Annotated in this window: 21 protein-coding genes; 8 read left to right on the top strand and 13 right to left on the bottom strand. The window is 69.4% G+C overall.

Annotation, left to right across the window (positions count from 1 at the left end; translation table 11 throughout):
- Window positions 1–66: 66 nt before the first annotated feature.
- Window positions 67–354, bottom strand: a complete 288-nt coding sequence (locus VF584_15070) for a hypothetical protein (GenBank protein ID HEX8211491.1) — start codon at window positions 352–354, stop codon at window positions 67–69.
- 34 nt (window positions 355–388) lie between these two features.
- Window positions 389–769, bottom strand: coding sequence for a hypothetical protein (locus tag VF584_15065; GenBank protein ID HEX8211490.1), 381 nt, complete (start codon window positions 767–769; stop codon window positions 389–391).
- Between the two features lie 388 nt (window positions 770–1,157).
- Between VF584_15065 and VF584_15060 the strand changes: the two genes are divergently transcribed.
- Both VF584_15060 and VF584_15055 read left to right on the top strand, forming a co-directional pair.
- Window positions 1,158–2,438 carry a M12 family metallo-peptidase gene (locus VF584_15060; GenBank protein HEX8211489.1) on the top strand — a complete coding sequence of 427 codons (1,281 nt, stop codon included), beginning with the start codon at window positions 1,158–1,160 and terminating at the stop codon, window positions 2,436–2,438.
- A gap of 282 nt (window positions 2,439–2,720) precedes the next feature.
- Window positions 2,721–5,099: a DUF5916 domain-containing protein gene (locus VF584_15055; GenBank protein HEX8211488.1), complete on the top strand. Its 2,379-nt coding sequence runs from the start codon at window positions 2,721–2,723 to the stop codon at window positions 5,097–5,099.
- Between the two features lie 102 nt (window positions 5,100–5,201).
- On the opposite strand, the gene VF584_15050 is transcribed toward VF584_15055, so the two are convergent.
- The 4 genes from VF584_15050 to VF584_15035 all read right to left on the bottom strand — a co-directional run bounded on the left by VF584_15050 (window position 5,202) and on the right by VF584_15035 (window position 8,693).
- Window positions 5,202–5,852, bottom strand: coding sequence for an addiction module protein (locus VF584_15050; protein HEX8211487.1), 651 nt, complete (start codon window positions 5,850–5,852; stop codon window positions 5,202–5,204).
- A 67-nt stretch (window positions 5,853–5,919) separates the two neighbouring features.
- Window positions 5,920–6,231 (bottom strand): HepT-like ribonuclease domain-containing protein, encoded by a 312-nt coding sequence (locus tag VF584_15045; protein HEX8211486.1) that lies wholly within the window; start codon window positions 6,229–6,231, stop codon window positions 5,920–5,922.
- 22 nt (window positions 6,232–6,253) lie between these two features.
- Window positions 6,254–6,556: a nucleotidyltransferase domain-containing protein gene (locus VF584_15040; GenBank protein ID HEX8211485.1), complete on the bottom strand. Its 303-nt coding sequence runs from the start codon at window positions 6,554–6,556 to the stop codon at window positions 6,254–6,256.
- Between the two features lie 64 nt (window positions 6,557–6,620).
- Complete coding sequence (locus tag VF584_15035; GenBank protein ID HEX8211484.1) at window positions 6,621–8,693, bottom strand: carbon starvation CstA family protein; 2,073 nt, start codon at window positions 8,691–8,693, stop codon at window positions 6,621–6,623.
- Window positions 8,694–8,996: 303 nt separating this feature from the next.
- Between VF584_15035 and VF584_15030 the strand changes: the two genes are divergently transcribed.
- Window positions 8,997–10,850 (top strand): serine/threonine-protein kinase, encoded by a 1,854-nt coding sequence (locus tag VF584_15030; protein HEX8211483.1) that lies wholly within the window; start codon window positions 8,997–8,999, stop codon window positions 10,848–10,850.
- On the opposite strand, the gene VF584_15025 is transcribed toward VF584_15030, so the two are convergent.
- The 6 genes from VF584_15025 to VF584_15000 all read right to left on the bottom strand — a co-directional run bounded on the left by VF584_15025 (window position 10,840) and on the right by VF584_15000 (window position 17,553).
- The gene (locus tag VF584_15025; protein HEX8211482.1) at window positions 10,840–11,202 is read right to left on the bottom strand and encodes a lysozyme inhibitor LprI family protein; all 363 of its coding nucleotides are present in this window, start codon (window positions 11,200–11,202) and stop codon (window positions 10,840–10,842) included. The genes VF584_15030 and VF584_15025 overlap by 11 nt on opposite strands.
- 114 nt (window positions 11,203–11,316) lie before the next feature.
- Window positions 11,317–13,392 carry a helicase-associated domain-containing protein gene (locus VF584_15020; protein HEX8211481.1) on the bottom strand — a complete coding sequence of 692 codons (2,076 nt, stop codon included), beginning with the start codon at window positions 13,390–13,392 and terminating at the stop codon, window positions 11,317–11,319.
- Entirely contained in the window at window positions 13,389–15,074 is a 1,686-nt protein-coding gene (locus VF584_15015) for a DNA repair helicase XPB (GenBank protein HEX8211480.1), read from the bottom strand. Before VF584_15015 ends, VF584_15020 begins: the two co-directional genes overlap by 4 nt.
- 301 nt (window positions 15,075–15,375) lie before the next feature.
- The gene (locus VF584_15010) at window positions 15,376–16,161 is read right to left on the bottom strand and encodes an alpha/beta hydrolase (GenBank protein HEX8211479.1); all 786 of its coding nucleotides are present in this window, start codon (window positions 16,159–16,161) and stop codon (window positions 15,376–15,378) included.
- Entirely contained in the window at window positions 16,158–16,658 is a 501-nt protein-coding gene (locus VF584_15005; protein HEX8211478.1) for a type II toxin-antitoxin system VapC family toxin, read from the bottom strand. The genes VF584_15010 and VF584_15005 overlap by 4 nt, the downstream gene beginning before the upstream one ends.
- A gap of 511 nt (window positions 16,659–17,169) precedes the next feature.
- On the bottom strand, window positions 17,170–17,553 hold the full coding sequence (locus VF584_15000; GenBank protein ID HEX8211477.1) for a hypothetical protein: 384 nt from the start codon (window positions 17,551–17,553) through the stop codon (window positions 17,170–17,172).
- A 427-nt stretch (window positions 17,554–17,980) separates the two neighbouring features.
- On the opposite strand from VF584_15000, the gene VF584_14995 reads away from it, so the two are divergent.
- The 3 genes from VF584_14995 to VF584_14985 all read left to right on the top strand — a co-directional run bounded on the left by VF584_14995 (window position 17,981) and on the right by VF584_14985 (window position 22,068).
- Window positions 17,981–19,693 carry an N-acetylmuramoyl-L-alanine amidase gene (locus VF584_14995; protein HEX8211476.1) on the top strand — a complete coding sequence of 571 codons (1,713 nt, stop codon included), beginning with the start codon at window positions 17,981–17,983 and terminating at the stop codon, window positions 19,691–19,693.
- A gap of 88 nt (window positions 19,694–19,781) precedes the next feature.
- Window positions 19,782–20,855, top strand: a complete 1,074-nt coding sequence (locus VF584_14990; GenBank protein HEX8211475.1) for a hypothetical protein — start codon at window positions 19,782–19,784, stop codon at window positions 20,853–20,855.
- Between the two features lie 238 nt (window positions 20,856–21,093).
- The gene (locus tag VF584_14985) at window positions 21,094–22,068 is read left to right on the top strand and encodes a C39 family peptidase (protein HEX8211474.1); all 975 of its coding nucleotides are present in this window, start codon (window positions 21,094–21,096) and stop codon (window positions 22,066–22,068) included.
- A gap of 101 nt (window positions 22,069–22,169) precedes the next feature.
- Here the strand turns inward: VF584_14985 and VF584_14980 are convergent, their stop codons facing one another.
- Entirely contained in the window at window positions 22,170–22,517 is a 348-nt protein-coding gene (locus VF584_14980) for an NYN domain-containing protein (protein HEX8211473.1), read from the bottom strand.
- Between the two features lie 585 nt (window positions 22,518–23,102).
- Here VF584_14980 and VF584_14975 point away from each other — a divergent pair.
- Both VF584_14975 and VF584_14970 read left to right on the top strand, forming a co-directional pair.
- A complete protein-coding gene (locus tag VF584_14975) occupies window positions 23,103–24,173 on the top strand; it encodes a DUF3466 family protein (GenBank protein ID HEX8211472.1) in 1,071 nt (356 codons plus the stop codon).
- 209 nt (window positions 24,174–24,382) lie between these two features.
- Window positions 24,383–25,456: a DUF3466 family protein gene (locus VF584_14970; protein HEX8211471.1), complete on the top strand. Its 1,074-nt coding sequence runs from the start codon at window positions 24,383–24,385 to the stop codon at window positions 25,454–25,456.
- Window positions 25,457–25,484: the final 28 nt, after the last annotated feature.

Below are 25,484 nucleotides of genomic sequence, written 5' to 3'. Positions count from 1 at the left end.
GGGAATTACCTCCGGACCCGCACCGGCATCGGCGCGACCAGCCGGCGTCGCGTCCGGTCCGTGGCCTCAAAGGGTGGTCGCGACGTACGCGAGGTAGGCGAACCAACCCAGCGCGGGAGCCGATGAAATCAGGAACCGCCTCAACAGCAACGCGTACTCACGCTTCTTGTCGCGATCCTGCTCTTCCTCCATCATCGCTCTGAAGTGCGCGATGATCTGCAGCCCTCCACCCACCCGGCTGTAGCCGCGGCCGCTGCGCCGCACCGCCGCCGCCATCTCGGACCAGTACAGGTTCCCAAAGATCAACGGCGGGCCGATGAAGACGACGAACATGACGACGGTCAGAGCCCACATGGGGCGATCTCAGCGCGCGAGAAGGCAATCCGGGTCACGGCCGGGATACTCGCACCACCACGGAGCCGTACGCCTGCGGCGGGCACGATTCCGCGACCGGACCCTCGACGTACACTTCCACCGTGTCACCGACCGCGACGGCGGAGCGGGGGATCGTGCGGAGCTCGCCAGACGCCTGCTTCTGGTAGTAGCGCGTCCGCGCGTCCACGGTGGCGGAGATGCCGCACGACTCCCGCGATCCCGGCCCGCCCCGCACCAGGAGGTTGGATGCCGTCGCGCTATGGGTGAACGCCTCGACTGGCCCCCGCGCGTACGGCGCTCCCGCGGGCGCGCCCAGCGGCGACGCGCGCGAGCAGGCGGCAACAACGGTGAGGGCGAGTACGGCCACCAGCTTCGAGAGAGGAGCGATCATCATCGGCCTCCAGAGCGCGGGACGAGGTACGGCAACCACAGCGAGAACGCGCCAGCCGGCGAATGGCTGACGCTGAGGCTCGAGTAGCACGCAAGGATACTCGCGCGCGCGCCTTCCATCCAGTGGAATCCGGCCGAAACCCGCTCCCCAATTTGAAAACGATCGTTGCAGAATCCGGCGCTCAAAGGGTGTTGGCGCACCACGCTCCGATCTCACGAATCACGAGCACCGCACATACGTTCTATGCTCGTGGGAGCACTTGACTTCCAGACGGTTCGGCGCTCTTATTGTCCGCATCCGATCACACCTCGCTAAACATCCGACGCTTCCCACGAATCCGCGGGAGCGTGGATGCATCCCCACCTCACCCCACCTTTCGGAGTACGCACCCATGAGAGCACGCCTCGCGTTGGTCCTCGCGGCATCGTTCGGCCTGGCGGCATGCCAGGGCGACGAGATCACCCCCTCGGACACCAGCACCTCCATGAGCGCCGCGGCGCAGGAGAACCTCCTCACACTCGTCTCGCAGCCGGCGCTCAACGCCGGGCAGCGCGACCGTCTGGCCAGCATCCGCGGCCGCTCCAGTACCGCCGAGGTGCACGTTGCCCGCATGGCATCCGCGCCGGGGCGCATGCTCCAGCAGGGCGGCGCTGTCCGCGTGGCGGTAGCCCCGGGCGTTCAGGTGGTGGCCGTGGGGGAGCGCGTGGTGAACCGTGCGGCCGACGACATCTCGTGGGCCGGCCCCGTACGCGGCGCCGAGGGCTGGGTTCAGATGGTGTTCATGGACGGCGGCGTGACCGCCACCGTGCGCGTGGGGAACACGTCGTACGCCGTGGAGCCCATCGGCGGCGGGCTGCACGCCGTCTCGCGCATCGACCAGAGCGGCTTCCCGCAGGAGCACACGGCCGACAACCCGAGCGGCGCGCTTGAGGACTTCGGCGGCAACCCCCTCGCCTCGCGCAGCCTGGGGATCGCCCCGGCGACCACGAGCAGCCTGGCGGCCGCCACGACGATCAACGTGCTGGTGGCGTACACCGCCTCGGCCGCGACCGCCGCCGGCACCATCACCAGCAAGATCCAGCTCGCGGTGGACGAGACCAACCAGTCGTACGTCAACAGCGGCATCAACATCAACATGGTGCGCGTGCACAGCGTGCAGGTCACGTACAACGAGTCCAACCGCAGCTTCAGCCAGCACGTCACGGCGCTGCGCAGCACCACGGACGGCATCATGGACAACGTGCACACGCTGCGCAACACGTACGCGGCGGACATGGTGATCCTGGTGGTGAACGACAGCGAGGCGTGCGGCCAGGCAGCGGGGATCGGCTCGACGGCCAGCAGCGCGTTCGCCGCGGCGCACTACACCTGCATCACGGGCTACTACTCGTTCGGCCACGAGCTGGGCCACCTGCAGAGCGCCCGCCACGACCGCTTCGTGGACGCCAGCACCACTCCGTACGCGTACGGCCACGGCTACATCCCGCCGTCCAAGAGCTGGCGCACGGTGATGGCCTACGGCAACAACTGCAACAACTGCACGCGCATCCAGTACTGGTCGAGCCCGCTCAAGACGCACCCGGGCACGCTCGAGGTGATGGGGACCGCGCAGTACGAGGACAACGCGCGCGTGCTCAACACCACCGCGGCGACGGTAGCCACCTTCCGCTAGCGTGAATCGCGGGACGTGAAGATGGAGGCCCGGAGAGCATCGTCGCTCTCCGGGCCTCCGTGTTTGTGCGCAGAGATGCAGGGAGAGAACGACCGAGAAAAGCATCACACAGAGAACACAGAAGGAACTGAAAGCCACGGAGTAAGCCTTTTGCGGTTCTCTCTGTGGCTCTGTGGCTCCGTGACTCCGCGTGAGACCTTTTGTCGTGCGTGGGGCCGGGAGTGGTGGACCGGGCGAGGCGGTGTAGTTATAGTTTGCACCTCTCGAACGCCCTGTGTGCAGATGATCGAAACGCTCCTGGCCGCCGCTCTCGTGGCGGCTTCGCCGTTCCAGGCCGATACTCAGCGCGTGGCCGACCCGCCGCGCGTGGAGACGGCACAGATCCGTGTGGACGGCCGGCTGGACGAGGAGGCGTGGTCCACCGCGGCGCTCCTCGGCAGCTTCACGCAGTCGCGCCCGGCGGAGGGATCGCCCGCCTCGGAGCGGACGGAGGTGCGCGTCTTCTACACCCCGCGCGACCTCTACATCGGCGTGCGCGCGTACGCCGCCGATCCGTCGCGCATCCGGTCCACGCTCGCCGAGCGCGACCAGATCACCAGCGACGACCACATCCGCATCCTGCTGGACACATTCGCGGACCGGCGCCGCGCCTTCGTCTTCTACGTCAACCCGCTGGGGATCCAGCAGGACGGCATTCTGGCGGAGGGGCGCGGGACCGACTTCGCCCCCGACTTCCTCTTCGACTCGCGCGGGCGCCTCACCGGCGACGGCTACGAGGTGGAGCTGCGCATCCCGCTCAAGAGCCTGAAGTTTCCCGCGGGGGGCGAGCAGCGCTGGGGCTTCAACGTCATCCGCGTGATCCCCGCCACCGCGGCCCAGGAAAGCTGGGCGCCGCGCCTGCAGAGCACGCCGTCGGAGCTGGCGCAGAGCGGCACGCTCCGCGGGATCCGTGGGCTGCGGCCGGGGCGTCTCTTCGAAGCCAACCCCACGCTCACCGCGCGCCGCGAGGGGAGCACCGGCGAGGCGGGCTTCCGGCGCGGGCCCACCGAGCCCGACCTGGGGGTGAACGTCAAGTACGGCATCACCAGCGAGCTGACCCTCGACGCCACCGTCAATCCCGACTTCTCCACCATCGAGGCGGACGCGGACCAGATCACGGTCAACGAGCGCTTCGCCATCTCGCTGCAGGAGAAGCGCCCCTTCTTCCTGGAGGGCGCCGACCTCTTTTCCACCCCGGAGACGCTGGTCTACACCCGCTCGGTGGTGGACCCGGCGGTGGGTGCGCGGCTCACCGGCAAGGTGGGGGCGCTGAACCTGGCTTATCTGGGCGTGGTGGACGAAGCTCCGCTCTCGCGCCCCGCCCGCTTCGCCCCGCGCGCCGACCGGGCGGTCGTCCACATCGCGCGCGTGCGCCGCGACGTGGGGTCGGCGGGCTCCACCCTCGGCGCGCTCGCCACCAGCCGCCAGACCGGCGACGCCTTCAACCACGTGGCGGCGGCCGACGCGCGCATCCGTTTCGGCGGGGTGTACACGGCGGGGGTGCTGGGCGGCGGGAGCTGGACGCGCTCGTGGGTCGCGGACCCGTTCGGGCGCGACTCGGCGGGCGCGCCCGGCGCGAAGCAGACGGTATCGACCGACGACGAAGTGGGGCACATCGCGAACCTCTATCTGGACCGCACGGGGCGGCGCTGGGGCTACCTCGCCACCCTGCGCGACGTCCCCTCCAGCTTCCGCACCGAGACGGGCTTCGTGCGCCGGCGCGGGATCACGGAGATCTCCGGGGGCAACCGCGTCTCCTGGTACGGCGCGCGCGGCGCCCTCCTCCAGCGCCTCGACGTGCGCGGGGGCGGCCGCCGGTACTGGGACGGGCGCGGCTTCTGGCGGGGTGACGGGGCGGTGGAGGGGGCGCTCTCCCTGGAGGCGAACGCGTCGCTGCGCGGGAACCTGGGGGTGGAGGTGGGCGTGCAGCGCGCCTTTTACACCCTCGACTTCAGAGACTACGCCGGCTTCTCGCGCATCGGACAGGGCGGCCGTACCGAGACCGGCGACTCGCTGGTGGGGCCGAACCCGCGCATGAGCGGGCTGCACGGCATTTCGCTCGAGGTGGAGTCGTCGCACTTCAAGACCGCTGACATCGGCGTGGAGCTCTTCGTGGGCGCCACGCCGATCTTCGCGGAGGGAACGCGCGGCGTGGAGAGCGGGATCGGGGCGGAGGTGGCGCTGCGCCCCACGCCGTCGCTGCGCGTGGACGGGCGCCTGGGCTTCTCCGTCCTGCGCCGCGCCTCGGACGACAGGCGCTACTCGCGGGCGCTGGTGCCGCGGCTGCGGGTGGAGTACCAGCTCACGCGCGCCCTGGCGGTGCGCGGCCTCGCGCAGTACTCCGTCGAGGAGGTCGACGTCCTGCGCGCCCCCGACGGCGGCGAGTACCTGCGCGAGGGCGAGCCGTTCCGCGTGCGCCGCGGCAACCTCCCCTCGTACCTGGAGCCGCAGCTCAACCCGCTGCGCCTGGACCTCCTCCTGAGCTACCGCCCCTCCCCCGGCACCGTCGCCTTCCTCGGCTACGGCCGCGAGGTGACGGATGACGAGGCGTTCCGCTTCGACGGGCTCCAGCCGCGCGCGGACGGGCTGTTCTTCAAGATCAGCTACCTGTTCCGGCGCTGAGCATGGGCGCGTTAACGACAAAAGGGGCGGGACCGCAGCCGCGGTCCAGCCCCCTCCATCTTCACGCCCCGACCAGATAGGTCGTAATTGACTTACCACCCTTCACCGCGTTTCGTCGCCCACGTCTGGCAGCAGTTCGTTGATTCGTTCCTCGGCTTCGGACTCGCCGGTCGCGGCCCTTTCAGCTTGGTCGAGTACGATTCCCCATTGTTCGCCGACCTCGCCATCCTCCTCCAGCGCGGCACGACGGCGGCGTAGTTCCGCGAAAACTTCCTCAGCAGGAATAAGCTCCGCCGTGCCGGAATCGACCTCAGCCAATCTGCGACGAACCTCTTCCACCCACGCGCACTCCATCTCGGCGGAATCGCTCTCTGCATCATCGGGCTGTGGGGCAATCGTCACCCCAAACGGTGATCCTGCCCGACCTCGTCCCCAGATTTCAGTCACCAACCCCATGCGCGTAAGTGCAAGGAAGAAGAATGTACAGTGACAATCATGCCCCTTTCGAGCCGAATCAAACAACGCAGGGGCGTAGCTCTTCAGGCGCTGAGTCGTCACCTCTCTTCCAGCGAAATGGTCGTACGCGGCGTGCAGGTCACAAAGACGGGTATAGAGCCGCAGGCTCCCGCGCCTATAGCAAACCCGCTCTTCGGTGCACCACATGATTGTGGAGGTGCCGCCCCCTGGGTTGTCGAGTACGGTTTCGGCTGGCAAGCTGGTCCGAAATAGCCGCGCGAAGACGGGAAATTCCACCAATAACCTCCATTTGGCATCAGCGTCGAGTAACTTCTGCCGTGACCTGCTTGCGCTGCGAACCTGGTCACGGATCGGACGCTCTGAGAATCTCCTCCACCACGAATGCGAGGAACGGCAGATCAATGGTCACGGTGTTCCACACGATGTCGCGGTCCACGTCGAAATACGCGTGGACCAGCCGGTTACGCATCGCCACGATCGCTTTCCACGGTAGCTCCGGATGCTGAATCCGGAACTCCTCACTCAAGCGGCTCGCCGCTTCACCGACGATCTCCACATCCTTGACGATGGCGAGCAGGAGCTGCCGATCTGTCTCCAGATCGTCACGCGTCCGTCCCGTCGCGAAGCCGATAGCCTCGCGCGCGGCATCGCGCATGTGGAGGAGGCGAACGCGCTCTTCAGGCCGCATACACCACGGTTGCGCCGTTGAGCACGTCCTGCCGGAAGTAGCGGCTCAAGTCAGCAGCAGTACGGAGATCGGCCTTGCGACCCACGAGTTCGCCGAGTTCCAGCTCCAGCTGCGCGAGCGTGAGAAGACCGACCCTCGCGTCCGGCTCGAACTCCACGAGAAAATCCACATCGCTATCCGCGCGAAAATCGTCGCGGAGCACCGAGCCGAACAGCCGCAGCTCACGAATGGCGTGGCGGCGGCAGAACGCGGCGATCTGGTCGCGTGGCATGTCGATCCGCGGCTCGCTCATCAGCTTTCCCGGTTTCAGTGGTGCGCGGCGGGGATTCGGTACCTAATCCGGCGGCTAGCGACTGTCAATCCCCCGCCACGCCTAGCGCGCTCTCCACGAACGGCGCCTCGCGCAGCACGGCCGGCTTACGGTGCCGGAGCACGAGCAGCCACTCGCGCACCGAGACGACGATCACCAGCACCGCGACGGCCATGAAGGCGAGCGCGACGACGGCGTCCAGGCGGTCGTTGAAGAGCATGTGGCGGGCGTCGGCGATGGTCTTGGCGCCGGGGGGGAGCTCCCCGGCGGCGAGGCGGGCCTGGATCATCCGGGCGTGGGCAAGGAAGCCGAGCTTGGGGTCGGCGGCGAAGACCTTTTGCCAGCCGGCGGTAAAGGTGACGGCGCAGAGCCAGGCCAGCGGCAGCAGCGTCGTCCAGGCGAAGCGCGCCTTGCCGCTCTTGATCAGCACCGTCGTCCCCACGCACAGCGCGACGGCGGCCAGGAGCTGGTTGGAGATGCCGAAGAGCGGCCAGAGCGAGTTGATGCCGCCCAGCGGGTCCACCACGCCCTGGTAGAGGAAGTAGGCCCAGCCGAAGACGATCAGCCCGCTGGAAAGGACGATGCTGGGGTACCAGGAGGTGCGCCCCAGCGGCTTCCACACGTGCCCCAGCAGCTCCTGCAGCATGAAGCGGCCGACGCGCGTGCCGGTGTCGATGGTGGTGAGGATGAAGAGCGCCTCGAACATGATGGCGAAGTGGTACCAGAGCGCCGCCATCCCCGGCCCTCCAAAGACGCCGCTGAAGATCTGCGACATCCCCACCGCCAGCGACGGGGCGCCGCCGGTGCGCGCCAGGAGCGTCGTCTCGCCCATCTCGCTGGCGAGGCGCGTCATGTCTTCGGGGGTGACGACGAAGCCCCAGGTGGCGATGGTGCGCGTGGCCGTCTCGACGGTGGCGCCCACGACGCCGGCGGGGGCGTTGATGGCGAAGTAGACGCCCGGCTCCAGGATGCAGGCGGCGACCATCGCCATCACGCCGACGAACGACTCCATCAGCATGGCGCCGTAGCCCACGAGGCGCGCATCGGACTCGCGCTCCAGCATCTTGGGCGTCGTGCCGCTGGCGACCAGCGCGTGGAAGCCGCTGATGGCGCCGCACGCCACGGTGATGAAGGCGAAGGGGAAGAGCTTGCCGCTAAATACCGGCCCCGTGCCGTCCACGAAGCGCGTCATCGCCGGCATGTGGATGACGGGGAGCGACACCAGGATCCCCACCGCCAGCCCCAGGACGGTGCCGATCTTGAGGAAAGTCGACAGGTAGTCGCGCGGGCAGAGGAGGACCCACACCGGGAGCACCGAGGCGACGAAGCCGTACCCCGCCATCAGCCACACGAGCGTCGTCTTCTCCACGGTGAAGACGGCGGCCCACGCGGGGTCCTTTGCCACCCACCCGCCGGCCACCACCGCCGCCATCACCAGCACCACCCCGATCGCCGACGCCTCGCCCACTCGGCCAGGGCGGAAGGCGTGCATCCACCACCCCATCAGCAGGGCGATGGGGATGGTGCAGGCGATGGTGAAGAGCCCCCAGGGCGAATGCGCCAGCGCGTTGACGACGATGAGCGCGAGCACGGCCAGCAGGATCGCCATGATGGCGAGCACGGCGACCATGGAGATCATCCCGGCGGTCGTGTTGATCTCCTCGCGCGCCATCTGCCCCAGCGACTTGCCGTCGCGGCGCATGGAGACGAAGAGGATGATGAAGTCCTGCACCGCCCCCGCCAGCACCACGCCCACGATCAGCCAGAGCGTGCCCGGCAGGTATCCAAACTGCGCCGCGAGCACCGGGCCCACCAGCGGCCCCGCCCCCGCGATCGCCGCGAAGTGGTGGCCGAAGAGGACCCATCGGTGGGTGGGCACAAAGTCCACCCCGTTCTCCAGCCGCTCGGAGGGGGTGGCGCGGCGGTCGTCCAGCTCGAAGACGCGCGTGGCAAGGAAGCGCGCGTAGAAGCGGTACGCCACCGCGTAGGTGCACACCGCGGCCACCACCAGCCAGGCGGCGTTGATGGTCTCGCCTTTGTGCAGCGCCATCACCGCGATGGCCGCCGCGCCAAGCACGGCTACGGCGCTCCACAGGAGGATGCGGACGGACTTGGGCATGGCGGGGGTTCGTGCGCTGGGAACGGGGGTGGGGGTGGGGGGACAAGGTAGTTTGAGTGAGCAGGCGATGGAAGGGAAGTGCGTGAGGGCGAAAAGACGAACGGCCGTTTCACACAGAGACCCGGAGGGGAACGGCAAGAACTACAAGAAGGGGTTCTTCGTGCCTTGCAGTTCTCTCTGTGCTCTCTGTGTGATGGTTTCGCTGTTCTACGCTCTCACGCATTTCCGTTCCCCCCGGATCGTATCTTGCCGGATACGTGGCATTCCCAGGGGAACGCGCGCGCCACGACTCAACCCGACGCCATGTCCGGACTCGAAGGGCTCCTCGCCGGCCGCACGCTGATGGGCCGCTACCGGATCGAGGAAGTGATCGGCAGGGGCGGTTTTGCCGCCGTGTACAGGGCCCACGACGAGCGCCTCGGGCGCACCGTGGCGGTCAAGGTCATCACCGTGGTCGCGGCGGACGCGGCGACGCGCGACCAGGTGCGCCGCCGCTTCGAGCGTGAGGCACGCGTCGCCGCCAGCCTGGACCATCCCAACGTCGTGACCGTCTACGACGTGGGGACCGATCCCGACCTGGAGCTCGATTTCCTGGTGATGGAGCTGCTGCGTGGCGAAGACCTGTCGCGCCGGCTCGCGCGCCCCGAGCGGCTGGAGACGCCCGCGGCGGTGCGCATCCTCCGCGACACGGCGCACGGGATCGCGGCGGGGCACCGCGGCGGCCTCATCCACCGCGACGTGAAGCCGGCCAACATCTTCCTGGCGGAGCAGGAGCGCGAGGAGCGCTTCCGCGTGTGCGTGCTCGACTTCGGCATCGCGCGCATCCGCGACGCCGAGCAGTCGCTCACGAAGCTGACCCGGGGTGCCGCGCCGCTGTCGCCGCGCTACGCATCGCCGGAGCAGCTCCAGGACGTGCGCGACCTTTCCCCCGCGTCCGACGTCTATAGTCTGGGGGTGATCGGGTACGAGCTGCTGACTGGGGAGCGTCCGTTCGATCCCGAGCAGATTCGGCTCCTCACGCGCGGGGACCCGGCCACACCGCCCTCGTTCGACGCGATCCCGGAACAGGTCGAGCCGATCATCCGCAGGGCGATGGAGCTGGACCCGGAGCGCCGCTTCTCCGATGCCGGCGAGATGGCGGAGGCGCTGGACGCCGCGCTGACCTCGCTCCGCGCCGAAGCCGCGCCCGCCGCCGCGCCGCCGGTCGTCGTGCCCGCCGACACGTCGGATACGGTGATGCTCCCCGCGCCCGAGCCGGTCGCGGCGGCGCCGGAGGTCGTGGTGCCTCCCCCTGTCGTACCCACGCCCGCCGCCGAGCCCGTGCGCGAACCAGCGCCCCTGGTGGACCCCACGCGCGAGGTGCCGCTCCTGGCGGAGCGGATGCCTGCAGGTGTGCCGGTGACTGGCCGTCCAGCGGGACGCAGTGCCTCGCCCGCGCTGCTCGTGGGGGTTCCGCTGCTCCTGCTGGCGGGCGGCGGCGCGTGGTGGGCCCTGTCGCGCGACACACCGGACGCACCGCCCCCGGCCGAGCAGACCACGGCAGCCGCGCCGCCCGCCGCAACCCCGCCGCCCGCGCGCACGCCCGACTCCCTCGCCTGGAGCGCCCCCGACGGCGGGGACCCGGCCGCGACCGGAGCAGCGCAGCAGCCGGGCTCCGGCGCGGCCCCTGCCGCCGGCGCGGCACCCGGTGGCGGCGCAGCACCTCCCGCACAGCCAGGCACGACCCCAACTGCCAGCGGCACCTTCGCGGGCACGTCCACGCTGCCGCGGTCTCCCGCGCCCGCCTCGAGCCCCGCCGCGGCGAGTGCGGCGCGCCAGGCGGAGCAGCGTTTCGAGGTCGGGGACTTTCCGGCGGCGGTGGCGGGGTTCCGGCGGGCGGTGGCGGCGGCGCCGCGCAACGCGCACTATCGCAACCAGCTGGGCTGGGCGCTCTTCCAGAGCGGGGACCTGGCGGGGGCGGAGCGGGAGCTGCGGGAGACGGTGCGGCTGGATCCCAACCGCGCCATCGCCTACGCCAATCTGGGAGAGGTGTACCGGGTGCGCGGACAGACGCCGGCGGCCATCGCCAACTATCGCCGCTTCCTGGAGCTGAACACGAACGAGCGTCGCGAAGAGATCGCGCGGGGAAAGCTGCGCGGGATGGGCGCTACCCCCTGAATCGCCGCACGTACGCCGTCCGCTGCCGCACGGCGAGGATCTGCGAGGGGAGCACCTTGGCGATGGAGTGGTTGGCCCAGGGGCGCGAGTAGTACGCGGTGAGCACGCGGTCGTAGCGGACGAGCCAGGCGCGCTGGTCCTGGCGCAGCGCGTTGCGCGCCGCGGCGGAAAGGCCGGCCATCTTCGCCGCGTACACGCGGTTCAGCTCGGCATCGGCCACCGCGTAGTCGCGCCGCAGGCAGTCCACGACCTCGGTGCGCGTGAGCATCCAGAAGTCCTGGCACGGGTGCGCCACGTTCTCCCGGAACTCCTGCCCCTCTACACCGCCCGCCAGCAGCACCGCCAGAACCACGGCACAACCAGCCGTCCGAGCTCTCCGCATCGACGTACTCACGGGCTGTTGGACTTCCCGGCTCCCCGCCCGCATCGCTGCGCACAACGGATGCCCCACGGTTTCAGGGGCGAATCAATCCGAAACGAAGATCCCCTTCTCGCGGAGCCGCTTGACGAGCGCGGCGCGGTCCTTCCCCTGCGCCTTCACGCGAAGCACGGTCGGCGTGATCGCCTCCACCTGCTTGCCGCCGGCGGAGCGCACCCGCGCGGCGGTGTCGGCGTCGGGGCACTCGATGAGGACGGCCGGGCGGAGGCTCACCCTGCGGGTGCTCCCGATCCAGTCGCGCACCTGGCGAGCGACGTTCGCGGGCACCCCGCTGCGCGCGACCTGCTCCAGCGAACCCACAACGTGGTCAGCGGTCAGCCCCTGCTCGGCCGCGCGGATCGCGGAAGCGCGCGTGATGCGGAAGAGCGCCCCCACCCCCGCGCCGATGCGGTCGGCGAAGCGCGCCACCTCCGGCTCCAGCCGCGGGGCGGGCGCAAGGAAGACGATTTCGAAGTCCGGCTGCACCAGCACCTCGCCTTCGGGCAGGGGCGCGTACTCGAAAGCGTCCGTCGCCCCCAGCAGGTAGCGCCCGGCCGGCGTCAGCCCCACGCAAGCGACACCGTCCGCCGTGCGGGCCAGCCGCGCGCCGCCAAAGGGGAAGAGGCGCATCGCCAGGAAGACCCTCAGCATGTTGACCCAGAGAAGCTCCCACTCCTCGCGGGTGGTGGGTTTCGAAGAAGAGTAGGTCTTGTCCAGGATCTTGCGCATCCCCGGCACCAGGAAGGGGTTCGCCGTGATCCCGTGGAAGTGCAGAAAGTATTCGAGTGGAACCACCTGGCCGTCGGGGACGGAGAGGAACGCCGCGGACGTCGCGGCGCGCAGGTCCAGCCCCGAGCCCTTGGTCAGGTCGAACCCGAGCCGCGCGGGAAAGAAGTCGGTTCCCTTTTCCGTGCCGTACCAGCCGTGCGGATTGCGCTGGTCCGAGGCGCGGAAAGCCTTGAGAAGCACGCTGAGGCGCTCTCCCTCACCGAGCCGCAGCCACTGCTCGCCCGCCTTCGTGGCGGCGAGGTGGAACTTGCCTCCCCTGTCTTTCCGCGTCGTGGCGAGCGCGGAACGGAGCAGCATCTGCGCGGCCGCGGCGGTGCGGTGGGATAGCTCGGAATCGGGGTTGCGGCGCCCGCGGTCTTCCTCGGGTTCGTCGTCCTCCTCGTCGTCGTAGTCGTCACCCGGCCCCTTGCCCACGGCAGTGGCGACCCACTCCGGCAGCGGCTGAAGACGCGAGGCCAGTACTTTCTGCGCCCGCGCGTACAGCGCGCCGTCGCTGCCGCGCAGGGGGATGGGTGAGGTGGCCGCCTCCACCAGGACCGCCGTCATGTCGGCGAGCATGTAAGGCGCTTCAAAACTTTCCTCGGGCCGCACGGCCTCTGGTGCAGGTGGCGCGGGCCCCATCCGCAGCGCGGCTCCCGGGGCGAGCCCCACCCGCGCTTCCGGCTCTTCGCCGAGCAACGCCGGGAAAAGAAGAAGGTAGCGGAACCCCGCCGATAGAACCGCCGCCCGCGTGTCGTCGTCCAGCCCGGGAAGGATGCCGCCCAGGGAAATCCCGCGCGGATTGCCTGCGAACGAGCGCACCAGCGCCCGGAGCGGGTCAAAGATCCCGTTCCGGGCCAGACGCGAAGGCTCGCCCGGTGTCAGGAGGTTGGCCTCCCACCTGACCGCGGCGCGGAGGTCCTGCTGCGCCAGGAACCCGTCCACCCAGTCGAAGGACCAGGCGCGCTCTGCCGCGTCGCGGTGATTCACCCAATCGAACCCGCCCCCGAACCGGTGGCGGGTCATCAGCGTCGCCTCCGCCTTCGTGACATGCTCCCGGACGTACGCCTCCGCAAGCGCCTCGTCGTGAATCGCGAGCACCGGAAGGGCGTGCATCGACCGCAGCGCCAGGAGCAACGCGTGGTACCGCGGCGTCGCCTCCCACAGCGTTCCCCGCGCCCCGGCCCCGGCAATCATCCCGGCTTTCTCCAGCTCCGCCTTCGCGGCTCCCAGCACCGACCCGGCGGTCCCCGCGGGCTCCACCTCCACGAAGGCGCGGCGCGCGGCGGGGGAGAGCGCCTCCCAATCCGGGAGGGTCGCCAGGATTCCCCGCCAGTCCAGGTCGGCCAGCTTCATCCGGCGATCTCCTCCGCGTCGGCGATGCGGTACTCGTAGCCCTGCTCGCAGAGGAAGAGCTGGCGCTTGAGGGCGAAGTCCTGCTCCACGGTGTCGCGGCTTACCAGGGTGTAGAAGTGGGCCTGGTTGGCCCCCTTCTTGGGCCGCAGGATGCGCCCCAGCCGCTGCGCCTCCTCCTGCCGCGATCCAAAGGTCCCCGAAACCTGCACCGCCACCGCGGCGTCGGGCAGGTCCACGGCGAAGTTGGCCACCTTCGACACGGCGAGCACGGGGATGCGCCCCTCGCGGAAGTCGCGGTACAGCACGTCGCGCCGCCGCTGCCCGGTGCTCCCGGTGAGCACGGGCACGTCCAGCCCGCGCGCCAGGCTCTGCACCTGGTCCACGTACATCCCTATCAGCAGCGCGGGCTCGCCGGGGTGGAGCGCCAGGATGCGGCGCGCCACCTCCAGCTTCTCCGGGTTCTCCGACGCGACGCGGAACTGCTCGCGCGGCTCGGACACGGCGTACTCCATCCGCAGCTCTTCGGAGAGTGGGACGCGCACCTCCGTGCAGGTGGCGCGGGCGATCCACCCCTGCCCCTCCAGCTCCTTCCAGGGAACGTCCGCCTTCTTGGGGCCGATGAGGGCGAAGACGTCGTCCTCGCGGCCATCCTCGCGCACCAGCGTGGCGGTGAGGCCCAGGCGGCGGCGCGCCTGCAGCCCGGCCGTCACCTGGAAGACGGGTGCGGGAAGGAGGTGCACCTCGTCGTACACGATCAGCCCCCAGTCGCGCCGGTCGAACAGCTCCAGGTGGCGGAAGGCGCCCTCGCGGCTGTCGCGGTGCGTGAGCACCTGGTAGGTGGCCACGGTCACCGGCCTCACGTCCTTGGCCTGCCCGGTGTACTCCCCCACCTGGTCTTCGTGCAGGGTGGTGCGGTCCAGGATCTCGCGAATCCACTGGCGCACGGCGGTCACGCTGGTGGTGAGCACCAGCGTGGAGCTCCCCACGCGCGCCATGCACTCCATCCCCACCACCGTCTTCCCCGCGCCGCAGGGGAGTACGACCACCCCCGAGCCGCCCCGCTCCGACCCGCCCGCGTGGAAGGCGGCGGCCGCATCTTCCTGGTACGCGCGCAGGGCGAAGGGCTCGCCGCCGCGCGTGACGGTGCGCAGGGCGATGGGAAGCGGCTCGCCGGGGGTGTAGCCGGCCACGTCCTCCGCCGGCCACCCGGCCTTCACCAGCGCCTGCTTGATGCGCCCGCGCTCCGCCGGAGGGATGCGGAAGGCGGTGGGCGAGAGGCGCTCCCCCAGGTGCGGCTCCACCCCCTTGATGCGCGACACCAGCTCCACGAGCGCGGGATCGTCGCCGCACAGCACCAGCCCCTCCGCGTCGCGCACCAGCCGCAGCCGCCCGTAGCGCGACGCGGCGTCGCGGATGGACGACTCCACGTTGGCGGGTACCGGGTACTTCGCCAGGTCGCGCAGTCCCTCCACGATCTCGGCCGGATCGGCGCCCGCGGCGCAGGCGTTCCACACCGAGAGCGGGGTGATGCGGTAGGTGTGCACGTGCTCGGGCGACTTCACCAGCTCGGCGAAGCGCGCCAGCCGGTCGCGCGCCTCCTGGAAGCGCGGGCTCGCCACCTCGGCTAGCACCGTCTGGTCGCTCTGGACGATCAGCGGGTTTTCGGGTCGGTGCCCGGCCATCTGTATCCCTGCTCAGGCTCTCATCTCTCGCGGCACCCGCACGGAGCGCCCGGAACGGAGCGGATTCTATCGAGTAAGCCGCGCGGGCGGAAGCCTCTGTTCACTTTGGGCGCACGAACGGCGGGTCTCACGCAGAGGCGCGGAGACGCAGGAGAGAACGGCAACTGCATGGCTCAGAGACACAGAGCCACAGAGGAGAACAACTGAAAGGCTTTTTCCCTGTGGCTTGCAGTTCCCTCTGTGTTCTCTGTGTGAGGCTGTTTCTGTTGTTCTCTCCGCGTCTCCGCGCCTCTGCGTGAGACTACCCCGGACGCGCACCCACGCGCTCCTGGACGAACCGCGCCATCTCCGCCAGCACCCGCTCGCGCTGGTCGCGGTGCGGCGCGTGGCCGCAGTTGGGGAGGACGAGGATCTCGGCGGGGCCGGCGAGCTGGCGCTGGATTGCCTCCACCTGGCGCATCGTCCCGTACTCGTCGTCCTCACCCTGGATGACGAGGGTGGGGACGCGGATGGAGCCCAGGTACTCCTCGATGTTCCAGGCGCGGAACTCCGGGTGCAGCCACACGCGGTTCCATCCCCAGAACGCGCCCTCCGTGTTGTCACCGTGGTACTTCGCCAGGCGCCGGGGGAGGTCGGTGGTGCGGTACGTACCCGCGATGCGGGCGATGCTCGCCAGCCCCTCCGGCTCGGTGAAGACGTGCGGCGCCTCCAGCACCAGCGCGCGTACGCGGGTGCCGCCCGCGCTCCCCGCGTGGATGATGGCGATGGATGCGCCGTCGCTGTGCCCCACCAGCACCGCGTCGCGCACCCGGGCCGCATCCAGCACCTCCCCCAGCACCTCGGCCTCGTCGTGCATGAAGCGGACGGTGCGCGGCAGCCTGGCGGGGCCCGATCCGCCATACCCGGCGCGGCTGTAGACCAGCGCACCGAACCCGGTCGCCGCCGCCAGCGCCGCGGGAAAGTCGCGCCACCCCGCCAGCGATCCGAGCCCCTCGTGAAGGAACACGAGCGTCGGCGCGGCCTCCGGCCCCGGGCCGATCCACGCGTACTCCAGCCGCCGGCCGCCCGCCACCATCGAAAGCGTCATTCCGCGACCGGGCGGGAAGGTGAGAGCAGTGTCGGATCACCGTTCTCTGGATCGAAGGTCCGGAAGCCGATCCGCTCCGCTAGAGATCGCAGCTTGCGGTCCGCGGCAACGAACACGAGCGGCTCGTTGGCGATCTCTCGCGCCTGCCTGGCTGACGCGGTGTGGAGCAGGTCGAGCGTACCCGCACCGGAGTCACTGTATTCGATAGCAATGGACTCGGCCTCTCCGACCAACTCCGTCTCGACCCCAAGGACGGTGAGATATGTGCGACGGTGATCCGCGTGCGCTTTCAACAAACGGCCGAGCCTACGGCGCGTCATTCGTCCGCCCGCCCTGGCGCCCCTGGTAAGGCGTACCACCACCTCCAGCGCCACGAGTTCGGACACGAAGAAGGAACCCTTTAGGTCACGCCGTTGGAACAGCTCACGCATGGTTTCAGCGCCAGTCTCATCGTGGTAAAGCTTCACGAGCGCGCTGGCGTCGAGGAACAAGATCACAAAAAACGCCGCAGGTATCTGCGTACAGGCCACCACAGCCGTCGCACGCGGTAGAAGCGCGGCTTGAGCGTCTCGAATTCCGGCGGGGGCCAGGGGTGGCAGGACGGCGGGCGTATTCCGGCGGCGATTAGCCGCTCGTTGCGCCGGAGCCGCTGTAGCTCCCACTGATCCAGCGTCGCTTCGCTCTCCGTCCCCGTCTGGTTCTCCATTTCGGCATTCTCCGATTCAAGGCTCGCGTGTAGGCTGGATTTCGCTCCGCAGCTTTACAAGGCTGCCCGAACATAGGCAGAACCCGCGCCGCACACCAGCGACTTGCAAGTGTGCCTCCCACATCGGTTTGCGCGGTGTCCCATTGCGGTCTGCGGCGCGCCTTTTTCGTCACGGAGGTGGTTGGCGCGCAAAGACGCGGAGGCGCGGAGAAGCTCTCTCCGCGCCTCCGTGTGAGGACCGCTGTTCGTAAATAGGGCACGCGGGCGAAGCGCAGGGCCCGAAAACGGAGGAGGGGCCGCGACTACGGGATGAAGCGGGAGACGAAGGTGAGGTAGCCCTGGCGTCCCCCGCGCTTGGTCCAGCGCTGCGCCGACTTCCGCACGCGCTTCAGGCAGGCGATGATCTCCTCTGTGGTATTCAGCTCGCCGCCGGCGTCCGGGCCGCGTCCAAGCCGCCACTCGCACGCCTCCAGCACCGCCTCGAACACGAGCCGCCGGTTCGCATCCGAGGGGGCACCCGGCGGCGGGCGGCCCTGTAGCTCGGCCGTGTAGTGCGCGATCAGCGCTCCGAGGCCGGAATCCACCTCGTAGTCCACGAGCGCCGGGTCGGCGCGGTAGAGCTCGACGATGGGGGCCTCGATGTTCTGCAACACGTCTTCGTACCGCTGCTCGAACGGCTCGGTCATTGTTCTCTCCCGATGGTTCCTGCGCCCCGCCGTCGCGGAGCACGCAGACACTTTAACGGGTGAACGAGCTTCCGAAAGGGGTCAGAGGGAACAGCGGCCTCACACAGAGCCACAGAGAGAACAGCAAGGAGTTTTTCTCTGTGGCTTGCAGTTCCCTCTGTGGCCTCCGTGTGATGCTGTTCGTCGTCCGCGCTGCACCAGATTGGGCGATGCGCACCAATTCGAAACGGTTGCGGGACTGGGAGGCTGGGATATAGGAGCGAGTCCGGTTTGATCGATCTTGTTGAGCCGCAGACACTTGCCTGAGTGGGGACGCGGGCATCGGGCTGCGCACGTTTTCGGTACGGATATTCCCCTGCTCCCCCTTCCCCCCCGGGCGTTCCGGACGGGAGCCGGCCGCTCACTCTCCACATCCAAGGTGCGCTCCATGCGTTTCCGACACATTGCGGCGCTGGGTGCGTTCGCGCTCCTGGCGGGCTGCCAGGACGAAGTCATCAACCCAAGCGTGAAGTCGCCTGGGACGGACGCGCCGGCCCGCACGCAGCTCGACGCGATGTTCGCGCGGGCGGCGGCGGAGTTCGGGGTGCGCGCCGACCTCCTCAAGGCCGTCAGCTACGAGGAGACCCGCTGGTCCGTGGGCGAACCGGGCCACGAGAGCGACGCTCCGTTCCAGCACGGCGTCATGGGTCTCGATGCGCACCAGGTCCCACTTGCCGCGCGCCTCGCCGGGGTGCCCGCGGAGAAGATCGACACGGACGTGGAGTCGGGGATCCGCGCGGGGGCGGCGCTGCTGGCGCACTACGGGCAGGAGCTGGGGGTGAGCGGGCCGGACCTGGCGGGCTGGGCGCCGGCCGTCGCACGCTACGCCAGCCTGGGCGACGAGCGCAGCCAGTCCGTGTACGTGCACGACCGCGTCTACGCCACGCTGCGCAACGGGGTACAGGCGAGCAACACGCAGCTGCGCGCCACGCTTCCCGGCCAGCAGGTGGGGCGCCCCGCGTTCCAGCGTTCGGCGAGCGTCTCGTCCGCCGCGCTGGCGCCGGACTGGCCGGTCGCGGGCACGGTGTCGTGGCCGGCGCTGGACGACGAGGGCACCGGCGGCAACCGCATGCAGCCGCGCCCGACCCCGCTGCACATGGTGGTGGTGCACATCTGCGGCACGTACTCGTACAGCAGCTACACGGGGTGCCGAAGCTGGCTCTCCACCGACCGCGCGAACACCGGCAACAGCAGCGCGCACTACGTGGTGGACGACGCGGTCAACGCCTCCGGCTACGTGGAGGTGTCGCAGATGGTGACGGAGGACTCGGCCGCGCACCACGCCGGGAGCCCCAACTACGACTGCGCCAACAACGCCAGCATCCTGCCGGAGAACGAGATCCACTGCGCCGAGTTCGCCAACCGCTGGGTGAACGGCTTCACCATCGGCATCGAGCAGGCGGGCGACGGGCGGCAGACGCGCCCCGCCGCGCAGCTCAGCCGCACGGCCGCGCTGGTGTGCGACATCACGCGCGACAACCGCCTTCCGGTGGACCGCCAGCACATCATCGGGCACGCGGACGTCTCCGAGAGCCGGCGCGGCAACCTGGACGGCGACCCGGCGACCGGCATCAACGGGCGCGAGTACCTGGAGGACCCGGGTGCGGGCTTCAGCTGGGCCAGCTTCATGGACCAGGTGCGCCAGTGCCGCGCGCGCGAGGACGTGGTGCTGGTGGACAACAACGCCACGTACAACCTGAACGACACGGACCGCGACGCGGTGCGCGGGCGTTTCGAGGCTTCCACCAGCTGGAGCACCGGCACCAGCGCCACGGACAAGTACAAGACGGACTACCGCTACGTCTCCGCCTCGCCGGTGACGGACGGCGCGACGTTCTGGTTCTACCTCCCCGCCGCGGCCACCAAGACCGTGTCGTTCTGGTGGACGGCGGGGACGAACCGGTCCACGTCGGTGCCGGTCATCAGCTACAACGCCGCGGGTACGGAGCTCGGCCGGCTGAACGTCAACCAGACGCTCAACGGCGGCAAGTGGAACACGATCGGGACGTACGCCTTCACTGCCGGGTGGAACAAGGTGTACATCTCGCGCTACACCACCGCGGCCGGCACCATCATCGCCGATGCTGTGCGCATGCAGTGAAAACAGCCTCACACAGAGGGCACAGAGGGAACTGCAAGGCACGGAAGAACATCTTCTGTTGTTCTCGCCCCTCTCTCTGTGGCTCTGTGTGAGGCTGCCGTTCGTCGTTCTCGCCGCGCTGATCGTGGCGGCCTGCGGGGGCGGCGAGCTGAAGACGCGGGTGGCGGGGGCGGGGGACACGCTGTCGGTCGCGGAGCGGGCGAAGATTGCGGGGAGCATCGTCTTCTCGTCGAAGCGGCACGGGAACGCGGAGCTGTACCGGATCCGGCCCACCGGCACGCCGCTCCTGCGGATGACGAACAGCCCCGAGGTCGACGACTTCACGGGCCCGCTCTCGCCCGACGGGCGGGAGATGGTGGGGGTGGCGGCGCGGCGGCTGTCGGCGGCGGTGCGGCTGTCGCAGCTCGTGGTGGTGCCGCTGGCGGGCGGCGCGGCGCGGCCGGTGGGGGCCCGCGGCGTCCGGGTGCGCAGCCCGAGCTGGTCGCGCGACGGACGATGGGTGGTGTACGAGAGCGACTCGGCCAGCTTCCGCGACCTGTACCGCGCCAGCCGCGATGGCGGCGCTCCGGTGCGCCTCACCGACAATCCGGAAGGCAACTACTCGCCCGAGGTCTCCCCGTCTGGCGAGTGGGTGATCTTCCACAGCAGCCGCACGCGCGATGGGCTGCAGATCTTTCGCATGCGCGCGGACGGGAGCGCGCCCGAGCGGCTCACGCACGACGCGCGCGACCACTGGGGCGCGCGCTGGTCGCCGGACGGCAGGCGCATCGTCTTCGTGAGCGACCGCCAGGGCGCGGACCGGCTCTGGGTGATGGATGCGGATGGCGGGAACCAGCGGCGCCTGACGCGCGAGGACACCCTTCCCGGCACCGTCGAGGCGCAGCCCGTGTGGTCGCCCGACGGACGCATCGCCTACGTGCTGAAGCGCTCGGGCCAGCCCGCGCGCATCCGCATCCAGGACGGCGTGCGCGTCCGCGAGGTCCATGCGGGCGCAAAGGGCGGTGACGACACCCCCGCGTGGTCGCGCGACGGCCGCTACCTGGCTTTCGTATCCACGCGCGATGGCAACGCGGAGCTTTACCTGGCCCGCGCCGATGGATCGCGCCCCACTCGCCTGACGAACGCCGACGGCGACGACTTCGACCCCGTCTGGGCTCCCTGAAGCGGTGGGCTGTGGACGGGCCGGCATGCACCAATCTGTGCGGATCGCACCATATTGCTCCGGCGCGGAAAATCAGCGCGCGCGCCGCGAGGCGGCTGCGCGTGGGCCGATCCCGTTGCGGCGCAGGGGGTTGGATGGGCAGCCGGCAAACGCGCTTTCCCATCCCTTTTCCGGTATGGATATTCCCTCACACACGATCCCACCGAAGCGTTCCGCCACCTGAACTGCCGGGAACCGTATGAACTATCCACAATCCGGGAAGGCGCTGGGATCCACCCGCGGGGGACGCGCGCTGCGCGGCCTGGCGCTCCTCGCCGTACTCGCCTCCCTCCCGGCCTGCGACGGAAGCGGATCGCGGATCACCGCGCCCGAGGCGCCGTCGAAGACGCTCGCCGGCACCGCGACGGTCGCCTGGGTCTTCCCCACGGGGAACTACGCCACCAACCCGGTGACCTTCAAGGCGGACGCGACCAGCGACATCGTGACGGTGAAGTACTTCGCCGACGGCACGTACCTGCTGGGCTCCAGCACGGACCGCGCGAACTTCTTCCCCGTGAAGTACAAGTTCAGCGGCGTGGGGGTGCGGCGCATCTATCTGCGCGGCTACAACTCGGCGGGCACGCAGGTGGCGGGCTTCTACAAGGACATCACCATCGCGGACCTGGTGCCCAACGTGCCGTACTTCTACCAGTACGCCAACACGTACGAGCCAGGCGCCACCTGCGCCAACACCACCATGGCGATGCTCCTGAAGTACTACGGGGCCAACTACACGCCGGACCAGATCTACACCGAGTTCCGCAAGCTGTCGCAGGACGAGTTCAAGTTCGACACGATCTTCAACAAGCTGGCCGCCCGCGCCGGGCTCAAGCAGCGCATCCGGGTGCACATGGAGACCGGCTCGGTCCCCGAGATGGAGGCCGAGCTCAACAAGGGGCGGCCCGTCATCATCCACGGCAAGTTCACCAGCTCTGGCCACGTGATGCTGCTGATCGGCAACGACGGCACCAACTACACGATGAACGATCCGGCCGGCCGGTGGGGCCAGAGCCTCTGCAACGGCACGGGCTACGGCTCGTCGTCCACGGCGGGGATCGGGGTGAAGTACGGGCGGTCCATCGTGGGCAAGGCGATCACGACGCCGTGGCAGGGGAGCTGTACGTACTTCGATCCCAACACGGTGCGGTACCACGAGACGTACCTGGTGCCCTGACAACCGCGCGTCACACAGAGGCGCAGAGGGAATAGCAAGGCGGGCCGGCTTCCCAGGTGGGGAGCCGGCCCGTTGCCTTCACGGTGGGCGTCCGAAACCGCTCAGCGACAGGTGCGCAGGAACTTCTCATCGAGCACGACCTGTTCGTCGCATACTTGCCGTAGCCGGTCCGTGTACGACTGAGCGGGGAAGTGGCACCAGAGCACCTTCCGCCCGGTGAACTGGACCGCCTGGATCGCGCGGACGTAATCCATGTCCCCGGCAACCAGCACAGCGATGTCGTAGCGGCCGGTGTGCGCACCCACAGTCATATCCACCGCGAGGTTCACGTCGGTTTCCTTTTCGACCGTGGTGCCTTTGAACCGAGATCCTTCCGCACCCGGGGCACTCCACGCTCTCTCGCCGGGGCTCGTTCCGGCCCAGCACGAGCCCAACGGCGCTCGTGGCACGAAGTCGTTTCGAAGAAGCGTTGCTGCCCACGATACGCAGCCGAGCCGTGGTCCGGAAGCGGTGACGTGTAGTAGCGCATCTTCACCAGGACGTGACCCCTGGCGAGCTGGCGCGCGAAGCGGGGGATGTCGAGGTCTCGGATTCCGGCTTCGAGTTGCGCGATCCGGAAGTTCGTCCCGTCGACAAAGATCTCCATGCGGAGCTTGCGGGACGGCCGCGAGGCGGGAGAATCGTCGTAGTCACAATTAGGGGAAATGACGGGGGGTTGTGCACTTGGTGCACAACCCCCCGGAGCTACGTACCCGGTACCCCGAAGGGAGCGGGCCCTACGTTCTGGTGCCAAGTGTATGCCGTGCCGGGAGAAAGTCAATCGGGGTTAATTGAGGCAACGCGCATGCGTATCCGTGTGGTGGGTGGCGCGATTGGGGCGATTCAAACCTGCGGGTGCAGAGGCTCGGGGAGCCCCGGTGATACGCCGCACGGTCGCAGAGGACGTCGTTGCGGCATACGATCTGCCGGACGGGAACAGACGGCTCCTGTGCCCGGGAGCTGCTCGATCCACCCCCTGGTTACAGGTGCTCGTGATGAAACGATTTACCTTCGCCGTGGCAGCCGCCGCGTCGCTGGCGGCGTGCGCGGACAACCCGGTGACGCCGGAAAAGGCGGCCGAGTGCACGGCGAAAGCGAGCCTCACGCCCGCCATGTCTCTCCTGGGCGCGCCGGCGCGGTCGCGGCTGCTGGAGAGCCCGCGCACCGTAGTCGTGATCCCGATCCGGGCCACGGCGCTCACCAACGATGCGGTCGCGGCCGGCACCGATGGGTCCGGTCCGGCGTCGTGGAGCAAGACGGCAGGCACGCGGCGGCTCACCGGGATCACCACGGTGGGGGACTACAACCCGGCCGGGCAGGCGGCGGGCAACAATCCGGGCAAGCTGGTGCGGCGCGAGAGCGACGGCGGCGTGGTGGCGATCGGGGATTCCACGGCCAGCGGGGACGGCGCGTTCGGAATCAACTCGGAAGGGTGGGTGGTGGGACAGCAGGGGAACCGCGCGTTCTTTTGGACGACCTGCTTCGGCCTCAAGCACCTCCTTCCCGCACCCGCGCCCGAGGTGACGATCACCAGCCGCGCCGTGGACATCAACACGCGGGGCGACATCGCCGGCTACATCGAGCGGCGGCACCGCATCAATCCGTCGGACCCGGGCCGGCGCGCGACCGTATGGAAGGCGTGGAGCGACGAACGTGTGGAGATCGCCCCGCCGCGCCACAACCACAGCGAGGCCAACGCCATCAACGACAAGGGTTCGGTCGCAGGCACGGTGGGGAACTGGGGGCGCGGCACGCAGGACCGATTCCCGTTCTTCTGGACGGCGGAGGGAGGACTGGTCCTCATCCCCGTCCCGGACGGAAGCACCTGGGCCTCCGCCACCGACATCAACAACAACGACGAGGTGGTGGGCTGGTCGCGCGACAGCGTCACCGGCAGCTCGCACGCCTGGGTCTGGCGGCGCGAGACGGGGACGGAGCGGCTCCCCGAAATAGGCCAGGCGAGCAGCACCGCGCTGGCGATCAACGACTGGGGCGACATCATCGGCATGGTAGGCGACCAGCCGGTCGTTTGGACCTGGCCCGAGAACGCGCACCGCTGGCGCTGAGCGGCCGCCACGAACTCTCTCTGGATGTACGGGCTGGCTTCCGAGAGGGGGGCCGGCCCGTTCGACATCCTGCGCGGAGAACTCGTTCTGGCCCATCCGTACTGACACGCACATTCGTGACAGTTTCGGCATGCGATCTGCCGAGGAAAACAGGTGGTTCCTGCTTCCTGGGAGCCCTGGAGCATCTCACTGGCTTGCGGGAGCTTGTGATGAAACGCTTTACCCTCGCGCTGGCTGCCGGCGTATCGCTGGCGGCGTGCGCGGACAGCCCGGTGGATTCCGGGAACGAGGCCGCCTGCAACGCGAAAACGCGATTGGCGCCGTCGATGTCGTTCGCGGCTGCGCCGGCGCGGTCCGCGCTGCTGGAGAGCCCGCGCACCGTGATCGTGATCCCCATCACCCCGGTGGCGGTCACCAACGATGCGGTCGTCGCAGGAACGGATGCGTCGGGCGCGGCCACGTGGAGCAAGGCCACGGGCGTCCGCCGGCTCGGCGGTCTCGCCACGGTGGGCGACCGCAACCCGGCCGGGCAGGCGGTCGGCACCACCCCCGCGAAGCTGGTGCGGCGCGACACCGACGGGACGATGGCGGAGATCGGCGACGCGCCGAGCACCGCCGGGTACGGGATCAACTCGGAGGGGTGGGTGGTCGGACAGCAGGCGGGCCGTGCGTTCTTCTGGACGATCTGCTTCGGCCTCAAGCCGCTCCGCCAGCCCCCCCTCGACCCCCAGGATGGGAGAGTGACGAGCGTGGCCGCGGACATCAACACCCGGGGCGACGTGGTGGGCTACAGCGACGTGATGTTTCGCTACACTCCGAATAAGAGGGTACTGGCGACGGTCTGGAAGGCGTGGAGCGATGAGTGGGTGGAGATCAGGCCGACCAGCTACCACAACGGCACCCAGGGCAGCGCCATCAACGACCGGGGCGCGGTGGCGGGTACGCAGGGGAACTGGATGTCGCGCGGGCCGCCGGAGCGGTTCCCCTTCTTCTGGACGGCGGAGGGAGGGCTGGTCCCCATCCCCGTTCCCGAGGGAACCCTCTGGGGCGAGGCCAGCGACATCAACAACCACGACGAGGTGGTGGGCTCGGCCCGCGACATGGTCACCAACCAGCTGCACGCGTGGGTGTGGCGCAAGGAAACCGGCACCGAGCGGCTCCCCGAGATGGGGCAGGCGAGCAGCACGGCGCTGGCGATCAACGACTGGGGCGACATCGTCGGTACGGTGGGCAACCAGCCGGTAGTGTGGACCTGGCCGGAGAACGCGCACCGCTGGCGCTGAGCGGCCCGCTTCCTCAGTTTGCGGCCGG

The organism is Longimicrobium sp., assembly GCA_036389135.1.
Taxonomy (GTDB): domain Bacteria; phylum Gemmatimonadota; class Gemmatimonadetes; order Longimicrobiales; family Longimicrobiaceae; genus Longimicrobium.
Note: the sequence above shows the minus strand (reverse complement) of the source record. Positions and strands in the feature narration are given on the sequence as shown.

Excerpts from the sequence above, each read along its gene's own strand:
- VF584_15070 (HEX8211491.1), bottom strand. The coding sequence starts at position 354 with ATGTGGGCTCTGACCGTCGTCATGTTCGTCGTCTTCATCGGCCCGCCG.
- VF584_15065 (HEX8211490.1), bottom strand. The coding sequence starts at position 769 with ATGATGATCGCTCCTCTCTCGAAGCTGGTGGCCGTACTCGCCCTCACC.
- VF584_15060 (HEX8211489.1), top strand. The coding sequence starts at position 1,158 with ATGAGAGCACGCCTCGCGTTGGTCCTCGCGGCATCGTTCGGCCTGGCG.
- VF584_15055 (HEX8211488.1), top strand. The coding sequence starts at position 2,721 with ATGATCGAAACGCTCCTGGCCGCCGCTCTCGTGGCGGCTTCGCCGTTC.
- VF584_15045 (HEX8211486.1), bottom strand. The coding sequence starts at position 6,231 with ATGCGCGATGCCGCGCGCGAGGCTATCGGCTTCGCGACGGGACGGACG.
- VF584_15040 (HEX8211485.1), bottom strand. The coding sequence starts at position 6,556 with ATGAGCGAGCCGCGGATCGACATGCCACGCGACCAGATCGCCGCGTTC.
- VF584_15035 (HEX8211484.1), bottom strand. The coding sequence starts at position 8,693 with ATGCCCAAGTCCGTCCGCATCCTCCTGTGGAGCGCCGTAGCCGTGCTT.
- VF584_15030 (HEX8211483.1), top strand. The coding sequence starts at position 8,997 with ATGTCCGGACTCGAAGGGCTCCTCGCCGGCCGCACGCTGATGGGCCGC.
- VF584_15020 (HEX8211481.1), bottom strand. The coding sequence starts at position 13,392 with ATGAAGCTGGCCGACCTGGACTGGCGGGGAATCCTGGCGACCCTCCCG.
- VF584_15015 (HEX8211480.1), bottom strand. The coding sequence starts at position 15,074 with ATGGCCGGGCACCGACCCGAAAACCCGCTGATCGTCCAGAGCGACCAG.
- VF584_15010 (HEX8211479.1), bottom strand. The coding sequence starts at position 16,161 with ATGACGCTTTCGATGGTGGCGGGCGGCCGGCGGCTGGAGTACGCGTGG.
- VF584_15000 (HEX8211477.1), bottom strand. The coding sequence starts at position 17,553 with ATGACCGAGCCGTTCGAGCAGCGGTACGAAGACGTGTTGCAGAACATC.
- VF584_14995 (HEX8211476.1), top strand. The coding sequence starts at position 17,981 with ATGCGTTTCCGACACATTGCGGCGCTGGGTGCGTTCGCGCTCCTGGCG.
- VF584_14985 (HEX8211474.1), top strand. The coding sequence starts at position 21,094 with ATGAACTATCCACAATCCGGGAAGGCGCTGGGATCCACCCGCGGGGGA.
- VF584_14975 (HEX8211472.1), top strand. The coding sequence starts at position 23,103 with ATGAAACGATTTACCTTCGCCGTGGCAGCCGCCGCGTCGCTGGCGGCG.
- VF584_14970 (HEX8211471.1), top strand. The coding sequence starts at position 24,383 with ATGAAACGCTTTACCCTCGCGCTGGCTGCCGGCGTATCGCTGGCGGCG.